Below are 13,106 nucleotides of genomic sequence, written 5' to 3'. Positions count from 1 at the left end.
GGTCGCCGGCTTCCTGCTCGTGGTCGTGGTCTCCGACAACCCGGTCCTCGCCTACCAGCAGCTCCTCCTGGCGAACTTCGCCAGCCCCGCGAACTTCGGCAACCTGCTGATGCGGACCGCGCCACTGCTGCTGATCGCCATCGGGATCGTCTTCTCGTTCCGGGCCGGCATCTTCAATGTCGGCGCGGAAGGACAGCTGTACGTCGGCGCGATCAGCGCCGCCGCGGTGGCCCTGTCGCTACCCACGATGCCGGCCGTGCCGCTGATCCTGATCTCCAGGGCCGCCGGGGCGGCGGCCGGGGCCGTGCTGGCGGCCCGGCTGCTGCTGTCCACCGTCACCGTCCGGGGCGGCAGCATGACCCCGACCCTGCACCACGGCGACGTGCTGCTGGTGCTGCGCCACCGCCGCCGGGCCCGGCCCGGCCGGATCGTGGTCGTCCAGCGGCCCGACCGGCGCACGGGGTGGGACGGGCCGTCCGACCCGTCCGGGGCCGGCGGGTGGTACGTCAAGCGGGTCGTCGCGGCGGCCGGCGACCCGGTGCCCGCCTGGGTGCCGGGGGACGGGACCGGCCGCGTCCCGCCGGGCATGCTCGTGCTGCGCGGCGACCACCCCCGCTCGGAGGACTCCAAGCAGTGGGGCCCGTGCCCGGCGGACCGGATGTACGGGGTGGTGCTGATGCGGCTGCGCGGCGGAGGCGGGCGGGCCGCCACCCGCCCGGCGCCGGCCCGGGGCGCTAGTCGTCCTCGACGGCGTTCCTCGTCATCTCCTTGAGCTCGGCGACGACGTCGTCGAGGGGCGCGACGTCGCGGTGGGCGCGGCAGAGGATCGTGGCGCCCTCGACCGCGGCGACGATGAGGCGGGCGAGGCGGGCGGCGCGGTCGTCGGGGACGCCGGCGTTGCCGAGGCCGGTGGCGAGGGTGTCCTGCCAGCGGTCGAACGCGGCCGCCGCGGCGGAGGCCAGCTGCGGGGCGTCGTCGTGGCTCTCCACGGTGACGGCGACGATGGGGCAGCCGGCCCGGAACTCGCTCTTGATCAGCACCTGCCGCCACCAGCCGACGAACGCGTCCACGGCGGACGCGGCGTCGCCGCCCTCGGTGGCGGCGAGGATGCCCGCGTTGAGGAACTCGCCGGCGTAGCGGACGGCCTCCTCGGCGAGCTGCGCCTTGCCGTCGGGGAAGTGGTGGTAGATCGACCCGCGCGGCGCGCCGCTGTGCGCGATGACGTCGCGGAACCCGGTGCCGCTGTAGCCGCGCTCGCGGAAGAGGTAGGCGGCGCTGCGCACCATGCGTTCCCGGCTGTCGGTGCCCATGCACCGATTATGACATTCATCATAAGCTTCTCGCATTGACCATGACGACCGTCATAGCCCACCGTGCTTATGACGGACGTCATACCTAGCGTCACCTGGAGGGAGCGGAGCGATGGCGGGCACCACGACCACGCCGACCACGGCGGGCCTCGAGCAGCTGAAGGCGCTGATCAACAAGGGCGCCGAGGAGGGGTACGGCATCGGCGCGCTGCTCGGCATGGCGGCGGAGGAGCTGGAGCCGGGGCGGGTCGTCTTCTCGCTCGCGCCGCGCACCGATTTCAGCAACCCGCTCGGCACCGTGCACGGCGGCGTGCTGTCCACGCTGCTGGACTCGGCGATGGGCTGCGCGGTGCACACCTCGCTGGGCGAGGGTGCCGGCTACACGACGCTGGAGCTGAAGGTCAACTTCGTCCGCGCGGTGCCGCTGGAGGGTGGCAGGCTGACCTGCGAGGGAACGACGGTCCATGTCGGACGGAAGATCGCGACCGCCGAGGGGCGGATCGTGGACCAGGACGGCAGGCTCGTCGCGCACGGCACCACGACGTGCATGATCTTCCCGCCGGCTACCGACCAGTAGGGTCTGCTCAGGCACCGACGAAGGAGACCAGCGTGATCGACCTGCGGCGCGACGGCGACGTCCACATCCTGCGCTTCGACGACGGCGAGAACCGGTTCAGCCCCGACTTCCTCAGCGCCGTCGAGGGCGCGCTCGACACCGTCGAGAAGGCCGAGGGCCCCCGCGCCCTGATCACCACCGGCACCGGCAAGTTCTACTCCAACGGCCTCGACCTGGAGTGGCTGGGCGCCCACGGCGACGAGTTCGAGCCCTACCTGAGCCGCATCCACGCCCTCTACGCGCGGCTGCTGGAGCTGCCGATGCCGACGGTCGCCGCCGTCAACGGGCACGCGTTCGCGGGCGGCGGCATGCTGGCCCTCGCCCACGACTTCGCCGTCATGCGCTCCGACCGCGGCTACTTCTGCCTGCCCGAGGTCGACCTCGGCATGACGTTCACGCCGGGGATGAATGCGCTGATCAGCGCGCGGCTGCCGAAGCGCACCGCGCACGAGGCGATGATCACGGGCCGCCGGTACGACGCCGAGCAGGCGATGGCGGCCGGGATCGTCCAGCGGACGGCGGACGAGGCGGGCGTGCTGCCCGCGGCGCTGGACCTCGCCGGGTCGCTGGCCGGCAAGGACGGCCGGGTGGTCGGCAAGATCCGCGCGGACCTGTACCGGCCCGCGCTGGAGGCCCTGCGCGGCCCGGCGCTCGGCTAGCACGGCACCGGACCCCCGGCGCCGGATCCGCGGCGCCGGGCCCACGGCACCGGAGCCACGGCGCCGGGCCCTCGCTCCGGCGGGCGGCGCGGAGTAGGTTACGTTCGACTGGAATCTGATTCGGTTTTAGGGAAGGGACGCCCGGATGCGCATCGGGATGGGGCTCAACTACGCGGGCAGCGGGTTCAAGGACACCGTCGAGGAGCTGGCCGACTTCGAGAAGGCCGGCCTCGACATCGTCTACGTGCCGGAGGCCTACAGCTTCGACGCGGTCAGCCAGATGGGGTACATCGCGGCCAAGACCGAGCGGCTGGAGATCGGCTCCGGCATCCTGAACATCTACTCCCGCACGCCCACCGCGATCGCGCAGACCGCCGCCGGCCTGGACTACGTCTCCGACGGCCGCTTCACGCTCGGCATCGGCGCGTCCGGCCCGCAGGTCATCGAGGGCTTCCACGGCGTCCCCTACACCGCGCCCCTCGGCCGCACCCGCGAGATCATCGACATCTGCCGCAAGGTGTGGCGGCGCGAGCGCGTCCAGCACGAGGGCAAGCACTACACGCTGCCGCTGCCCCCCGAGCGGGGCACCGGCCTCGGCAAGGCGCTCAAGCTGATCAACCACCCGGTGCGCGCCCAGATCCCGATCATGGTCGCCGCGATCGGCCCGAAGAACGTCGAGCTCACCGCCGAGATCGCCGACGGCTGGGAGCCGATCTTCTACATGCCGGAGAAGGCCGCCGACGTCTGGGGCGCCTCGCTCGCCGCCGGCAAGGCCAAGCGCGACCCGTCCCTCGGCGAGCTGGACGTCGTCGGCCAGGCCGCGCTCGCCATCGGCGACGACGTGCAGGGCTACCTGGAGTTCGGCCGCCCGATGGCCGCGCTCTACATCGGCGGCATGGGCGCCAAGGGCAAGAACTTCTACAACGACCTCGCCCGCCGGTACGGCTTCGAGAAGGAGGCCGAGGAGATCCAGGACCTCTACCTCGACGGCAAGAAGGACGAGGCGGCCGCGAAGGTCCCGCAGGAGCTGCTGGAGAAGATGTCGCTGATCGGCTCCGAGGGCCACGTCCGCGAGCGGCTCGCCGCGATGAAGGAGTCCGGCATCACCACGCTGAACGTGTCGCCGATCGCCGGCGACCACAAGGGCCGCATCGCCCTCATCGAGAAGGTCAAGCAGATGGCCGCCGACCTCTGACCCCTCCGCCGACCTCCGACCCCTCCGCCGGGCCGCGGCGGTCGCCGTCATGGCGGCGCGCATCCCGCCGACCCGCCGCGAGCCGGCGCGCCCGGCGGTCAGAGGGCGGCGTCGACCTCCTTGGCGACGCGCTCGCCAGAGCGGACTGCGCCGTCCATGTAGCCGGTCCAGTAGTCGGACGTCTCGGTGCCCGCCCAGTGGATGGGCCCGCACGGCGCCCGCAGCGCCTCGCCGAAGCCGGTGAGGACGCCGGGCGGGGCGACGCCGACCGGGCCGCCGCCGCTCCACGTCTCGTTGTCCCAGCGCTGGAACGCCGTCCGCACCGGGCTCTTGGCCTTGTCGCCGAAGAACGTCGCGAACGAGGCGAGGCCCGCGGCCCGCACCTCGTCCGCCGAGGCCCCGTCCAGCCTGCGGATGTTGGCCTGGTTCATGAAGCCCATCATGATCCCGCGCGACCCGTCCGGCGGGCTGTTGTCGAACGTCGCGTCGATCGCGCCGCTGTCGGAGACGGCCTGCCCGGTCAGCCCGTCCGCGCGCCAGAACGGCGTGTCGTAGACGGCGACGAACTTGCAGACCGAGCCCATCGGGTAGCGCTGCATCAGCTGCGCGCGGGCGGCGGGCAGCGCCGGCGAGAAGTCGATCTTCCCGGCGATGGCCGGGGACATCGCGACGACGACCCGCTTCGCCGACACCGTGAGCCCGTCGGCCGCGACGGTGACGCCGCCGCCGTCGGTCGAGACCGACCGGACCGCCGTGTTGTAGCGGACGATGTCGCCGAGCTTGGCGGCCAGCCGGACGGGGACCTCCTGCGACCCGCCGACGAACCGGGACTCCTGCCCGCCGCCCTTGGTGTCGATGAGGCGGTCGACCGAGCCGGGATTGCCCTCGTTGCCCGCCGACGCGATGTAGTTCAGGACGTACAGCAGCGACACGTCCTGCGAGCGCACCGACATCGTCGAGCTGATGAACTCGTCCATCAGGAACCGCGCGCCGCTGCTCAGCGAGTTGGACCGGGACCAGGTGTAGAAGGTCTGCGCGTCCCACTCCTCGGCCTTGGCGGCCTTCCACGGCTGCCCGACCGGGACGTCCTTCGCCATGCTGCCGAGCTTCAGCAGCGCCACCTCGAGGTCGACCACGCCCCAGTCGGGCGGGACCGCTCCCAGGACGCCGTCGGTGGCGTACAGGGACCGCTTGCCGTTGCGGTAGTAGACGTTCTGGCCGGTGTTGTAGGTCGGGTACGTGGCGACGCCCATGTCCTGGGCGAGCGCGGCGATGCGGTCCTGGGTCGGGCCGATGAACTCGGCGCCGCCCTCGCTGGTGGTGCCGTCGCCGAGCGGCATGCCGTACACGCGGCCTCCAGGCCGCTCGCGGGCCTCCAGGACGATCACGGACCGGCCGGCGGCGACCAGGTCGCGGGCGGCGGCGAGGCCGGACAGCCCGGCGCCGACGATCACCACGTCGGCGGCGGCGTTCTGGGCCGCGGGGGCGGCCGGGGCGGTGGCGGGCCGGGCGGCGGTCCTCGCGGCGGCGGCGGGCGCCGCGGCGGCGGAGACCACGGCTCCGGCGGCGGTGAGCGCGCCCGTTCCGAGCAATCTGCGGCGGCTGACTCGGGTCAAGGGGAATCCCTCCAGGGACGTCCGGTGCGGGGGGACGGTGCGGGATGGGACGGGGCGGGATGGAACGATCACTCGCGCGGCAACCTAGGCCCCTCCGATCCGGAAGTCGAGTGATTCTCATGTTCTGTGACCGCGTCGAGACGGGCCGCGCGACCGGGGGACCGCGTGCTCTAGAGTCCTGACCATGGGGGAGGCGCACATGGACGGGACGCACGAGGACGGGCGCGCGGAGCGCCGCCGCCGGCTGGCCGCGCTCGTCGCCGAGGCGGACACCGACGCGATCCTCGTGACCAGGCTCGTCAACGTCCGCTACCTCACCGGACTCGACAGCTCCAACGCCGCGCTGCTCGTCCCGGCCGACGGCCCCGCGGTGCTCGCCACCGACGGCCGCTACGCCGGGACGGCCGCCGAGGTCTGCCCCGAACTGGAGACCCTCGTCGAGCGGCGGACCGCCGAGGCGCTCACCACCCGCGCGGCCGCCTCCGGCCACCGCGCCCTCGGCTTCGAACCGCACGACCTCACCGTCGAGCGGCACGCCGCGCTCGCCGAGGCCGCCGACATCCCGCTGCGGCCGCTCGGCCACCTCGTCGAGGACCTGCGCCGGATCAAGGACGAGGACGAGATCGGCCTGCTGCGGGAGGCGTGCGCCATCACCGACCGCGCCTTCGAGGCCGTCCTCCCCGAGATCCGCGCCGGCGTCACCGAGCGGGCCGTCGCGATCGCCCTCGAACGCGCCATGGTCGACTTCGGCGCCGAGGGCCCCGCCTTCGACTCCATCGTCGCGTCCGGGCCGAACGGGGCCGTCCCGCACCACCACCCCGGCGGCCGCGAGCTGCAGCGCGGCGACCTCGTCACCCTCGACTTCGGCGCGCGCTACGGCGGCTACCACGCCGACATGACCCGCACCGTCGCGGTCGGCGACCCCGCAGGCTGGCAGCGCGACCTGTACGACCTGGTCCTGCGCGCGCAGCTCGCCTCGATCGCCGCCGCCCGCCCCGGCGCCGAGACCAAGGACGTCGACGCCGCCGCCCGCGGCCTCATCGAGGACGCCGGCCACGGCGAGGCGTTCACCCACGGGCTCGGGCACGGCGTCGGCCTGGAGATCCACGAGGCACCGCTCATGGGGTACGACAGGACCGGTAAGCTGATGGATCGGGTTCCGATCACCGCGGAGCCGGGGGTGTACCTGGCGGGCCGGGGCGGAGTCCGCATCGAGGACACCCTGGTCGTCCGCCCGGGCGGCCCGGAGCTCCTCACCACAACGACGAAGGACCTGCTCGTACTCTGACGTCCGATCAGCGAGCGGGCCCGCGACCGGGAGAACAACGCAGTGGCGACGACGAACGACCTCAAGAACGGCATGACGCTGAACCTCGACGGCCAGCTGTGGACCGTCCAGGAGTTCCAGCACGTCAAGCCCGGCAAGGGCGGCGCGTTCGTCCGCACCAAGCTCAAGAACGTGCTGTCGGGCAAGGTCGTCGACAAGACCTTCAACGCCGGCACCAAGGTCGACGTGGCGAGCGTGGACAAGCGCGAGATGCAGTACCTCTACCGCGAGGGCGAGGACTTCGTCTTCATGGACACCGAGACCTACGACCAGCCGCACATCCCCGCGGCCACCGTGGGCGACGCCGCCAACTACCTGCTGCCCGAGCAGAACGCCGTGATCGCGTTCAACAACGAGAACCCGCTCTACGTCGAGCTGCCCGCCGCCGTGGTGCTGGAGATCACCGAGACCGAGCCGGGCCTGCAGGGCGACCGCTCCACCGGCGGCAGCAAGCCCGCCACGCTGGAGACCGGCGCGCAGATCCAGGTGCCGCTGTTCATCACCACCGGCGAGAAGGTCAAGGTCGACACCCGCTCCGGCGAGTACCTCGGCCGCGGCTGAGATGGCGGCACGGACCAAGGCCCGCAAGCTCGCCCTGGACATCCTGTTCGCGGCGGAGCTGCGCGAGGAGCAGCCGACCGCGGTGCTGGCGGCGCGGGGCCGTCCCAACCAGGACGAGCTGTCGGAGTACCCGCACGCGGTGCGGCTGATCGAGGGCGTGCAGGAGCACCGGGAGCGGATCGACGAGCTGATCGCCACCTACGCGACCGGCTGGACGCTGGAGCGGATGCCGGTCGTCGACCGCAACATCCTGCGGATGGGCGCCTACGAGCTGCTGTGGGTGGACGACGTCCCGGACGGCGTCGCGGTGAGCGAGGCGGTCGGCCTCGCGACCGAGCTGTCCACCGACGAGTCGCCCCGGTTCGTCAACGGCCTCCTCTCCCGCCTCCAGCAGCTCAAGCCCTCCCTCTCGCTGTAGCGGGCGAAAGGTCGCCTGGCGCCCGCCCGACCGCGGCGGGCGGCTAGGGTGGGCGGGGATGAACGACGTTAGCGGAGCGGCCGTGGCCGGCCGGCAACAGAAGCGGGTGCGCGGGAGCAGCCGCGTGCGCAGCGCGGTCCTGTGGGAGGCGCTGCGCACCGTCCTGGACCGCATCGCCCCCGAGGCCGGCCGGAGCGACGTCGTGGACGTGGGCGGCGGCACCGGCGGGTTCGCGGTGCCGCTCGCCGAACTCGGCCACCGGGTCACGGTCGTGGACGCCAACCCGGACGCGCTGGCCGCGCTGGAGCGCCGCGCCGCCGAGTCCGGGGTGCGGGTCCGGGCCGTCCAGGGCGACGCGGTCGACCTGCCCGACCTGCTGGGCGCCGGCGCCGCCGACCTGGTGCTGTGCCACAGCGTGCTGGAGTACGTCGACGACCCGGGCGCGGCGATGGCCGCGCTGACCGCCGCCGTCCGCCCGGGCGGGTCGGTGAGCGTGCTGGTGGCCGGGCAGGTCGCCGCCGCGCTGCACCGCGCCGTGTCCGGCCACTTCGACGACGCGCGCCGGGTGCTGACGGACGTGTCCGGGCGGTGGGGCGAGGGCGACCGGATGCCCCGCCGGTTCACCCGGGAGACGCTGTCGGCGCTGGTCCGCGGCGCGGGCCTGCGGGTCGCCGAGCTGCACGGCGTGCGGATCTTCGCCGACCTGGTGCCGAGCGGGATGCTGGACGGCGACGCCGACTCCGCGGAGGCGCTGATCGCGCTGGAGTCCGTCGCGGCGGTGCACCCCGTGCTGCGCGACCTGGCCGCGCAGCTGCACCTGGTGGCCGACAAGCCGGCCGAGTAGACCCCCATGAGCCGCAAGCAGCAGCTGCACCGGCCCGGGCCGCAGCCGGGGCCGCCCGCCGACGACACCGGCTGCTCGATCCTGCACGTGGACATGGACGCGTTCTTCGTCAGCGTCGAGCTGCTGGAGCGGCCGGAGCTGCGGGGCCGTCCGGTGGTGGTGGGCGGCGCGGGGCCGCGCGGCGTGGTGTCCGCGGCGTCGTACGAGGCCCGGAGGTTCGGCGTGCACTCGGCGATGCCGATGTCGCGGGCGCGGCGGCTGTGCCCGCAGGCGGTGGTGCTGCCGGTCAGCCACGGCAAGTACGGGCGGGTGTCGGCGGCGGTCTTCGAGATCTTCCGCTCGATCACCCCGCTGGTGGAGGGCCTCTCGCTGGACGAGGCGTTCCTGGACGTGGCGGGCGCGGGCCGGCGGCTCGGGCGCCCGGCGGAGATCGCCCGGATGATCCGCGAGCAGGTCCGGGCGCAGCAGGGCATCACCTGCTCGGTCGGCGTCGCGAGCACGAAGTTCGTCGCCAAGCTCGCCTCGACCCGCTGCAAGCCGGACGGCCTGCTCGTCGTCCCCGCCGACGGCGTCGAGGACTTCCTGCACCCGCTGCCCGTCGCGGCCCTGTGGGGCGTCGGGGAACGGACGGAGCAGACGCTGACCCGGCTCGGGCTCCGCACGGTCGGGCAGCTCGCCCGGGTCCCCGTGACGACGCTCCAGCGCGAGCTGGGCAACGCCATGGGCGCGCACCTGCACGAGCTGGCGTGGGGCCGCGACCCGCGCGAGGTCGTCCCGCACACGCCCGACAAGAGCATCGGCGCGGAGGAGACGTTCGACACCGACGTCGACGACCCGGAGGTGATCCGCCGGGAGCTGCTGCGGCTGGCCGAGAAGGTCGGCGCGCGGCTGCGCGCGTCGGGGAACGCGGGACGCACGGTGAGCGTCAAACTCCGGATGGCGAACTTCAAGACGATCACCCGGGCGCGGACGCTCCGCGAGCCCACCGACCTCGCCCGTGTGATCTATGTCACAGCCTGCGAGCTCTATGAGGGGGCCGGGCTGGAACGGGTACGACTCCGTCTGGTGGGGGTGCGGGTGGAGAACCTGTGCCCCGCCGGCGAGGCCCCCCGTCAGCTCGCCTTCGACGAGCCGGAACGCGGCTGGCGCGAGGCCGAACGCGCGATGGACCAGGTGGCGAACCGGTTCGGCCATGGTGCCGTCCGGCCCGCCGCCCTGGTCGAGCGCGCGCACGACGGTGACGCACGCGACGGCAGGGACGGGAGACGATGAGAGAAGGCGGTGAGCTGACCGGTATGGGGCCCTGGACCCGCCGTTCGCTTTCGTACGCCGGTGAGTGCTCGTATTCTGGGCATATCACCGTTGACGTTCCCGTCCCGCATCGGATACCCCGCCGCGGGGCTGTCGTTGGGAGGCGCCGTGCCGCTGTCTGAGCACGAACAGCGCATGCTCGAGCAGATCGAGCAGGCGCTGTACGCCGAGGATCCGAAGTTCGCGCACGCCGTCCGGTCGACCAACCCTCAGGTGCACTACAAGCGCCGCATCATCAAGGCCGCGCTCGGGTTCGTCGTCGGTGTCTGCGCGCTGATGGCCGGGCTCGTCATCAACGCCGGGACCGCGACCATCGCGGTCAGCGTGGCGGGCTTCCTGCTCATGGTGGTCTGCTGCGTCTGGGCCCTCACGAGCTGGAAGCGGATGGCGGGCATCGGGAACGAGCCGGCGCGGCGCGGCCGCCAGGCCCGCCCCGCGAAGGCCGGCTTCATGGAGCGCATGGAGGAACGCTGGCGCCGCCGCACCGAAGGCGAGTGAGCCGGCCGGACCACGTCCGCCCTGCCAACACGTCCGCACCGGCCGGACTCGCCTGAACCGGCCGGGCCACGTCTGAGCGGCGCCGCGGGCCTGCGAGGCCCTAGCGGCGCCGCATGCGGTTCGGGAGCTCGTTGAGCCGGTCCGCCAGGTCGGCGACGCGGTTGCCGGTGCTGCGCACCGCGGCCCGCGTCTGCGCCATCGCCGACGGCGGGAAGACCCGGGCGCGCCAGCGGGCCCGGCGCCCCACGGACGCGGCGAACGCCGCGCGCACGGTCCGCACGTCGGCGCGCAGCCTTTCGGGCGGCTCGGCGGCCCGGGTCCGCGCGTAGCGGGCCAGCTCCTCGGCGCGGGCGATCCGGCCGAGCGCCTCCGCCGGGACCTCGTCCAGTTCCAGCAGCTCGCCGAGCCGCCGCGCCGCCGCGCGCGGCGAGTCGCTCGGCCGCCACTCCAACCCGTGGTCGAGCGCGTCGGCGCGCATCTCCCACCACGCCGCGTGCGCGGCGTCGCCTCCGTCAGGGACGCCGCCGGACGCGCCGCCGCGGCCGTCCGGCCGGAGGTCCTCACCGTCTCCCCGCGGCCGCGCCGACAGCGCCGCCCAGCGGCGCCGCCGGGTCAGCGCCCGCAGCGCCATCGGGACCGCGAGGAGCAGCAGCACGAGCACCCCGCCCGCGATCCACGGCGCGGCCGACATCCCGCCGTCCCCGGAGTCCTGCCGCGTGAGCCCGCCCTGCGGACCGGTGTCGTTGCGGTGCGGCGCGGCCGACGGCGAGGCGGACGACCGGTCCGGCCCCGAGGTCGCCGACGGGGTCGGCAGCGCGTCGTCGCCCTGCCGCCCGCCGCCGCCCGCCGGCTGGCTGTAGGCCGGCGTGACCGCCGTGCCCTGCCCGGCCGGGCCCGCCGGCGTCGGCTCGAACCGCACCCAGCCCGACCCCTCGAAGTACAGTTCGGGCCACGCGTGCGCGTCCCGCGACCGCACCACCCACGTCCCCGGCTGCGTCTCCGTGCCGGACGTGTAGCCCATCGCGACGCGCGACGGGATGCCGAGGATCCGCGCCATCAGCGCCATCGACGCGGCGAACTGCTCGCAGTACCCGCGCTTGCTGCGCAGCAGGAAGTCGACGAGGTCGTTGCCGTGCTGCGGCGCCGGCGTCGACAGGTCGTAGGTGAACCCGCCGGTCAGGGTGAACCAGCGCTGCAGCTTCACCGCCTGCGCCCGCGCGGTCGCCGCGCCCGCCGTCACGTTCTGCGCGAGCGTCCTGACCTGCTGCGGGATGTTCTTCGGGACGGCGGTGTAGTGGGACACGACGTCCGCCGGGTACCCGACGGCGGCGGACAGGTCCGCCGCGTCCGGGTCGGCGCGCAGGCTCTTGACGGTGTAGGCGCGGCCGCCGGCCGCGTCGCTCAGCGAGTAGATCATCAGCGACTGCCGGTGCACCCGCCAGTCGCCCTTGATCGACACCCGGGTCGGCGCGTACGGCACCGGCAGGAAGGTCATGTCGCGGACGTCGGCGCTCACCCTCACCTGGGTCGTCACCTCGTGCACCGGGGCGATGCTCAGCCCGGGCGGCGGCGGCAGCGTCCGGCCCGACAGCCGGTCCGCGGCGCTGCTGCTCAGCCGGCTGTAGGTCCACCGGTCGCCGTCGAACCGGTCGAGGGCGTACAGGCGCAGGTAGTCGGGGCCGTCCGGGTCGTCGGTCCGGTAGGTGAGGACGACCGAGTCGTCCAGCCGGGTCAGCTCCCGCTTCAGGCTGACGAGCGGGTCCGGCGTCGTGACCGTCTGGGTGCCGCCCTGGCCGCGTCCGCCGCCGCCCATGCCGAACACGCCGCGCGGGTGGATGCCCGGGATCGCCATCGGCAGCAGCACCGCGATCGCCACCGAGCCGACCGCGATCCGCCGGCCGCTCGCCGCCCGCCGGCCGCCGTCGGCCCGGACGCGCTGGCCGCTCGGCGGCTCCGCCCCGGCCAGCGGGAGCTCCCCGCCGTGCCGGTGGACGGTGACCGCCCGGCCCCACCCGCCGACCTGCTCGCGGGCGTCCGCCATGAGCAGGCCGAGGAAGCCGAGCGCGCCGACGCCGAACGCCAGCCACCCGACGCCGTCCTGGCGGACCGCCGCGGGCACGCTGTACATCGCCAGCAGCGGCAGCCCGGCCGGCGCCGCCCGGCGCAGCCGCACCGCCAGCAGGTCGACCAGCACGGCGACGACGCCGATCCCGGCGGCGACCAGCAGCCCGATCCCGGACACCAGCGGCACCGGCGCCGCGTACCGGTTCGCGGCGTTCCAGCCGTCCCCGGCCAGGTCGGCCAGGTGCCCCAGCGAGCCGGGCGACGGGACGAACCCGAGCCACGCCTCGCCCGCCGCGTACGCCGCGGTCAGGTACAGCAGCAGCGCCGCCAGCCCGAACAGCGGGTCCAGCACCGCCGGCAGCCGCAGCCGGCGCGAGACGAGCCCGCCGCAGGCCGCCGCCAGCACCGCTGCGGCGCCCGTCCAGAACCATTTGCCGCTGGCGAACAGCGGGTAGAGCCCGATCGAGCAGGCCAGCGTCGCGACCGCGGCCACGACCGTCATCCGGATCCTCATGCCGCGCCTCCGGTGGCGTCCGCCGCCTCGTCCCTCGCGTCCTTGCCCGCGTCCGCGTCCGCGGGCGTCCCGCCGGGCTCGTCCCGCCGCTGCTGCTCGACCTGCTCCCGCGGTCCTGGAAGGACGCGGTCGGCCCCTACATCCCGATGCAATCGGGCGATCAGATCTACATC

General features: G+C 74.0%; 13 protein-coding genes. 10 read left to right on the top strand and 3 right to left on the bottom strand.

Annotated elements, in window-relative coordinates; genetic code table 11:
• The coding region (locus tag ABZ914_RS33710; protein WP_500198218.1) for a S24/S26 family peptidase at window positions 1-772 on the top strand (772 nt) is incomplete at its 5' end.
• Here the strand turns inward: ABZ914_RS33710 and ABZ914_RS33705 are convergent.
• Entirely contained in the window at window positions 735-1,310 is a 576-nt protein-coding gene (locus tag ABZ914_RS33705) for a TetR/AcrR family transcriptional regulator (protein ID WP_190868965.1), read from the bottom strand. The two genes, ABZ914_RS33710 and ABZ914_RS33705, sit on opposite strands and share 38 nt — an antisense overlap.
• A 112-nt stretch (window positions 1,311-1,422) precedes the next feature.
• On the opposite strand from ABZ914_RS33705, the gene ABZ914_RS33700 reads away from it, so the two are divergent.
• The 3 genes from ABZ914_RS33700 (at window position 1,423) to ABZ914_RS33690 (ending at window position 3,780) form a co-directional block, all read left to right on the top strand.
• Complete coding sequence (locus ABZ914_RS33700; protein ID WP_500198217.1) at window positions 1,423-1,887, top strand: PaaI family thioesterase; 465 nt, start codon at window positions 1,423-1,425, stop codon at window positions 1,885-1,887.
• Window positions 1,888-1,919: 32 nt separating this feature from the next.
• Window positions 1,920-2,585: an enoyl-CoA hydratase-related protein gene (locus tag ABZ914_RS33695; protein WP_500198215.1), complete on the top strand. Its 666-nt coding sequence runs from the start codon at window positions 1,920-1,922 to the stop codon at window positions 2,583-2,585.
• Window positions 2,586-2,730: 145 nt separating this feature from the next.
• On the top strand, window positions 2,731-3,780 hold the full coding sequence (locus ABZ914_RS33690; RefSeq protein ID WP_433138196.1) for an LLM class F420-dependent oxidoreductase: 1,050 nt from the start codon (window positions 2,731-2,733) through the stop codon (window positions 3,778-3,780).
• 98 nt (window positions 3,781-3,878) lie between these two features.
• Here the strand turns inward: ABZ914_RS33690 and ABZ914_RS33685 are convergent, their stop codons facing one another.
• Window positions 3,879-5,396, bottom strand: coding sequence for a flavin monoamine oxidase family protein (locus ABZ914_RS33685; RefSeq protein WP_500198213.1), 1,518 nt, complete (start codon window positions 5,394-5,396; stop codon window positions 3,879-3,881).
• A 184-nt stretch (window positions 5,397-5,580) separates the two neighbouring features.
• Here ABZ914_RS33685 and ABZ914_RS33680 point away from each other — a divergent pair, with 184 nt between their 5' ends.
• The 6 genes from ABZ914_RS33680 to ABZ914_RS33655 all read left to right on the top strand — a co-directional run bounded on the left by ABZ914_RS33680 (window position 5,581) and on the right by ABZ914_RS33655 (window position 10,355).
• On the top strand, window positions 5,581-6,684 hold the full coding sequence (locus tag ABZ914_RS33680) for a M24 family metallopeptidase (RefSeq protein WP_500198212.1): 1,104 nt from the start codon (window positions 5,581-5,583) through the stop codon (window positions 6,682-6,684).
• Window positions 6,685-6,726: 42 nt separating this feature from the next.
• Window positions 6,727-7,284 (top strand): elongation factor P, encoded by a 558-nt coding sequence (gene efp / locus ABZ914_RS33675; RefSeq protein WP_151544967.1) that lies wholly within the window; start codon window positions 6,727-6,729, stop codon window positions 7,282-7,284.
• Between the two features lies 1 nt (window position 7,285).
• Entirely contained in the window at window positions 7,286-7,702 is a 417-nt protein-coding gene (gene nusB, locus ABZ914_RS33670; protein WP_387030161.1) for a transcription antitermination factor NusB, read from the top strand.
• Between the two features lie 58 nt (window positions 7,703-7,760).
• Window positions 7,761-8,546 (top strand): methyltransferase domain-containing protein, encoded by a 786-nt coding sequence (locus ABZ914_RS33665; RefSeq protein ID WP_500198209.1) that lies wholly within the window; start codon window positions 7,761-7,763, stop codon window positions 8,544-8,546.
• Between the two features lie 6 nt (window positions 8,547-8,552).
• Window positions 8,553-9,818, top strand: a complete 1,266-nt coding sequence (locus ABZ914_RS33660; protein WP_190868929.1) for a DNA polymerase IV — start codon at window positions 8,553-8,555, stop codon at window positions 9,816-9,818.
• Between the two features lie 147 nt (window positions 9,819-9,965).
• On the top strand, window positions 9,966-10,355 hold the full coding sequence (locus ABZ914_RS33655; protein WP_190868928.1) for an SCO2097 family morphological protein: 390 nt from the start codon (window positions 9,966-9,968) through the stop codon (window positions 10,353-10,355).
• Window positions 10,356-10,455: 100 nt separating this feature from the next.
• On the opposite strand, the gene ABZ914_RS33650 is transcribed toward ABZ914_RS33655, so the two are convergent.
• A complete protein-coding gene (locus ABZ914_RS33650) occupies window positions 10,456-12,933 on the bottom strand; it encodes a transglutaminase TgpA family protein (RefSeq protein WP_500198208.1) in 2,478 nt (825 codons plus the stop codon).
• Between the last annotated feature and the right edge of the window lie 173 nt (window positions 12,934-13,106).

The sequence above is a fragment of the Spirillospora sp. NPDC046719 genome (genome assembly GCF_040645715.1).
Taxonomy (GTDB): Bacteria; Actinomycetota; Actinomycetes; order Streptosporangiales; family Streptosporangiaceae; genus Spirillospora.
The sequence above is the reverse complement of the archived record's forward strand: the minus strand, read 5'-3'. Positions and strand labels throughout refer to the sequence as shown.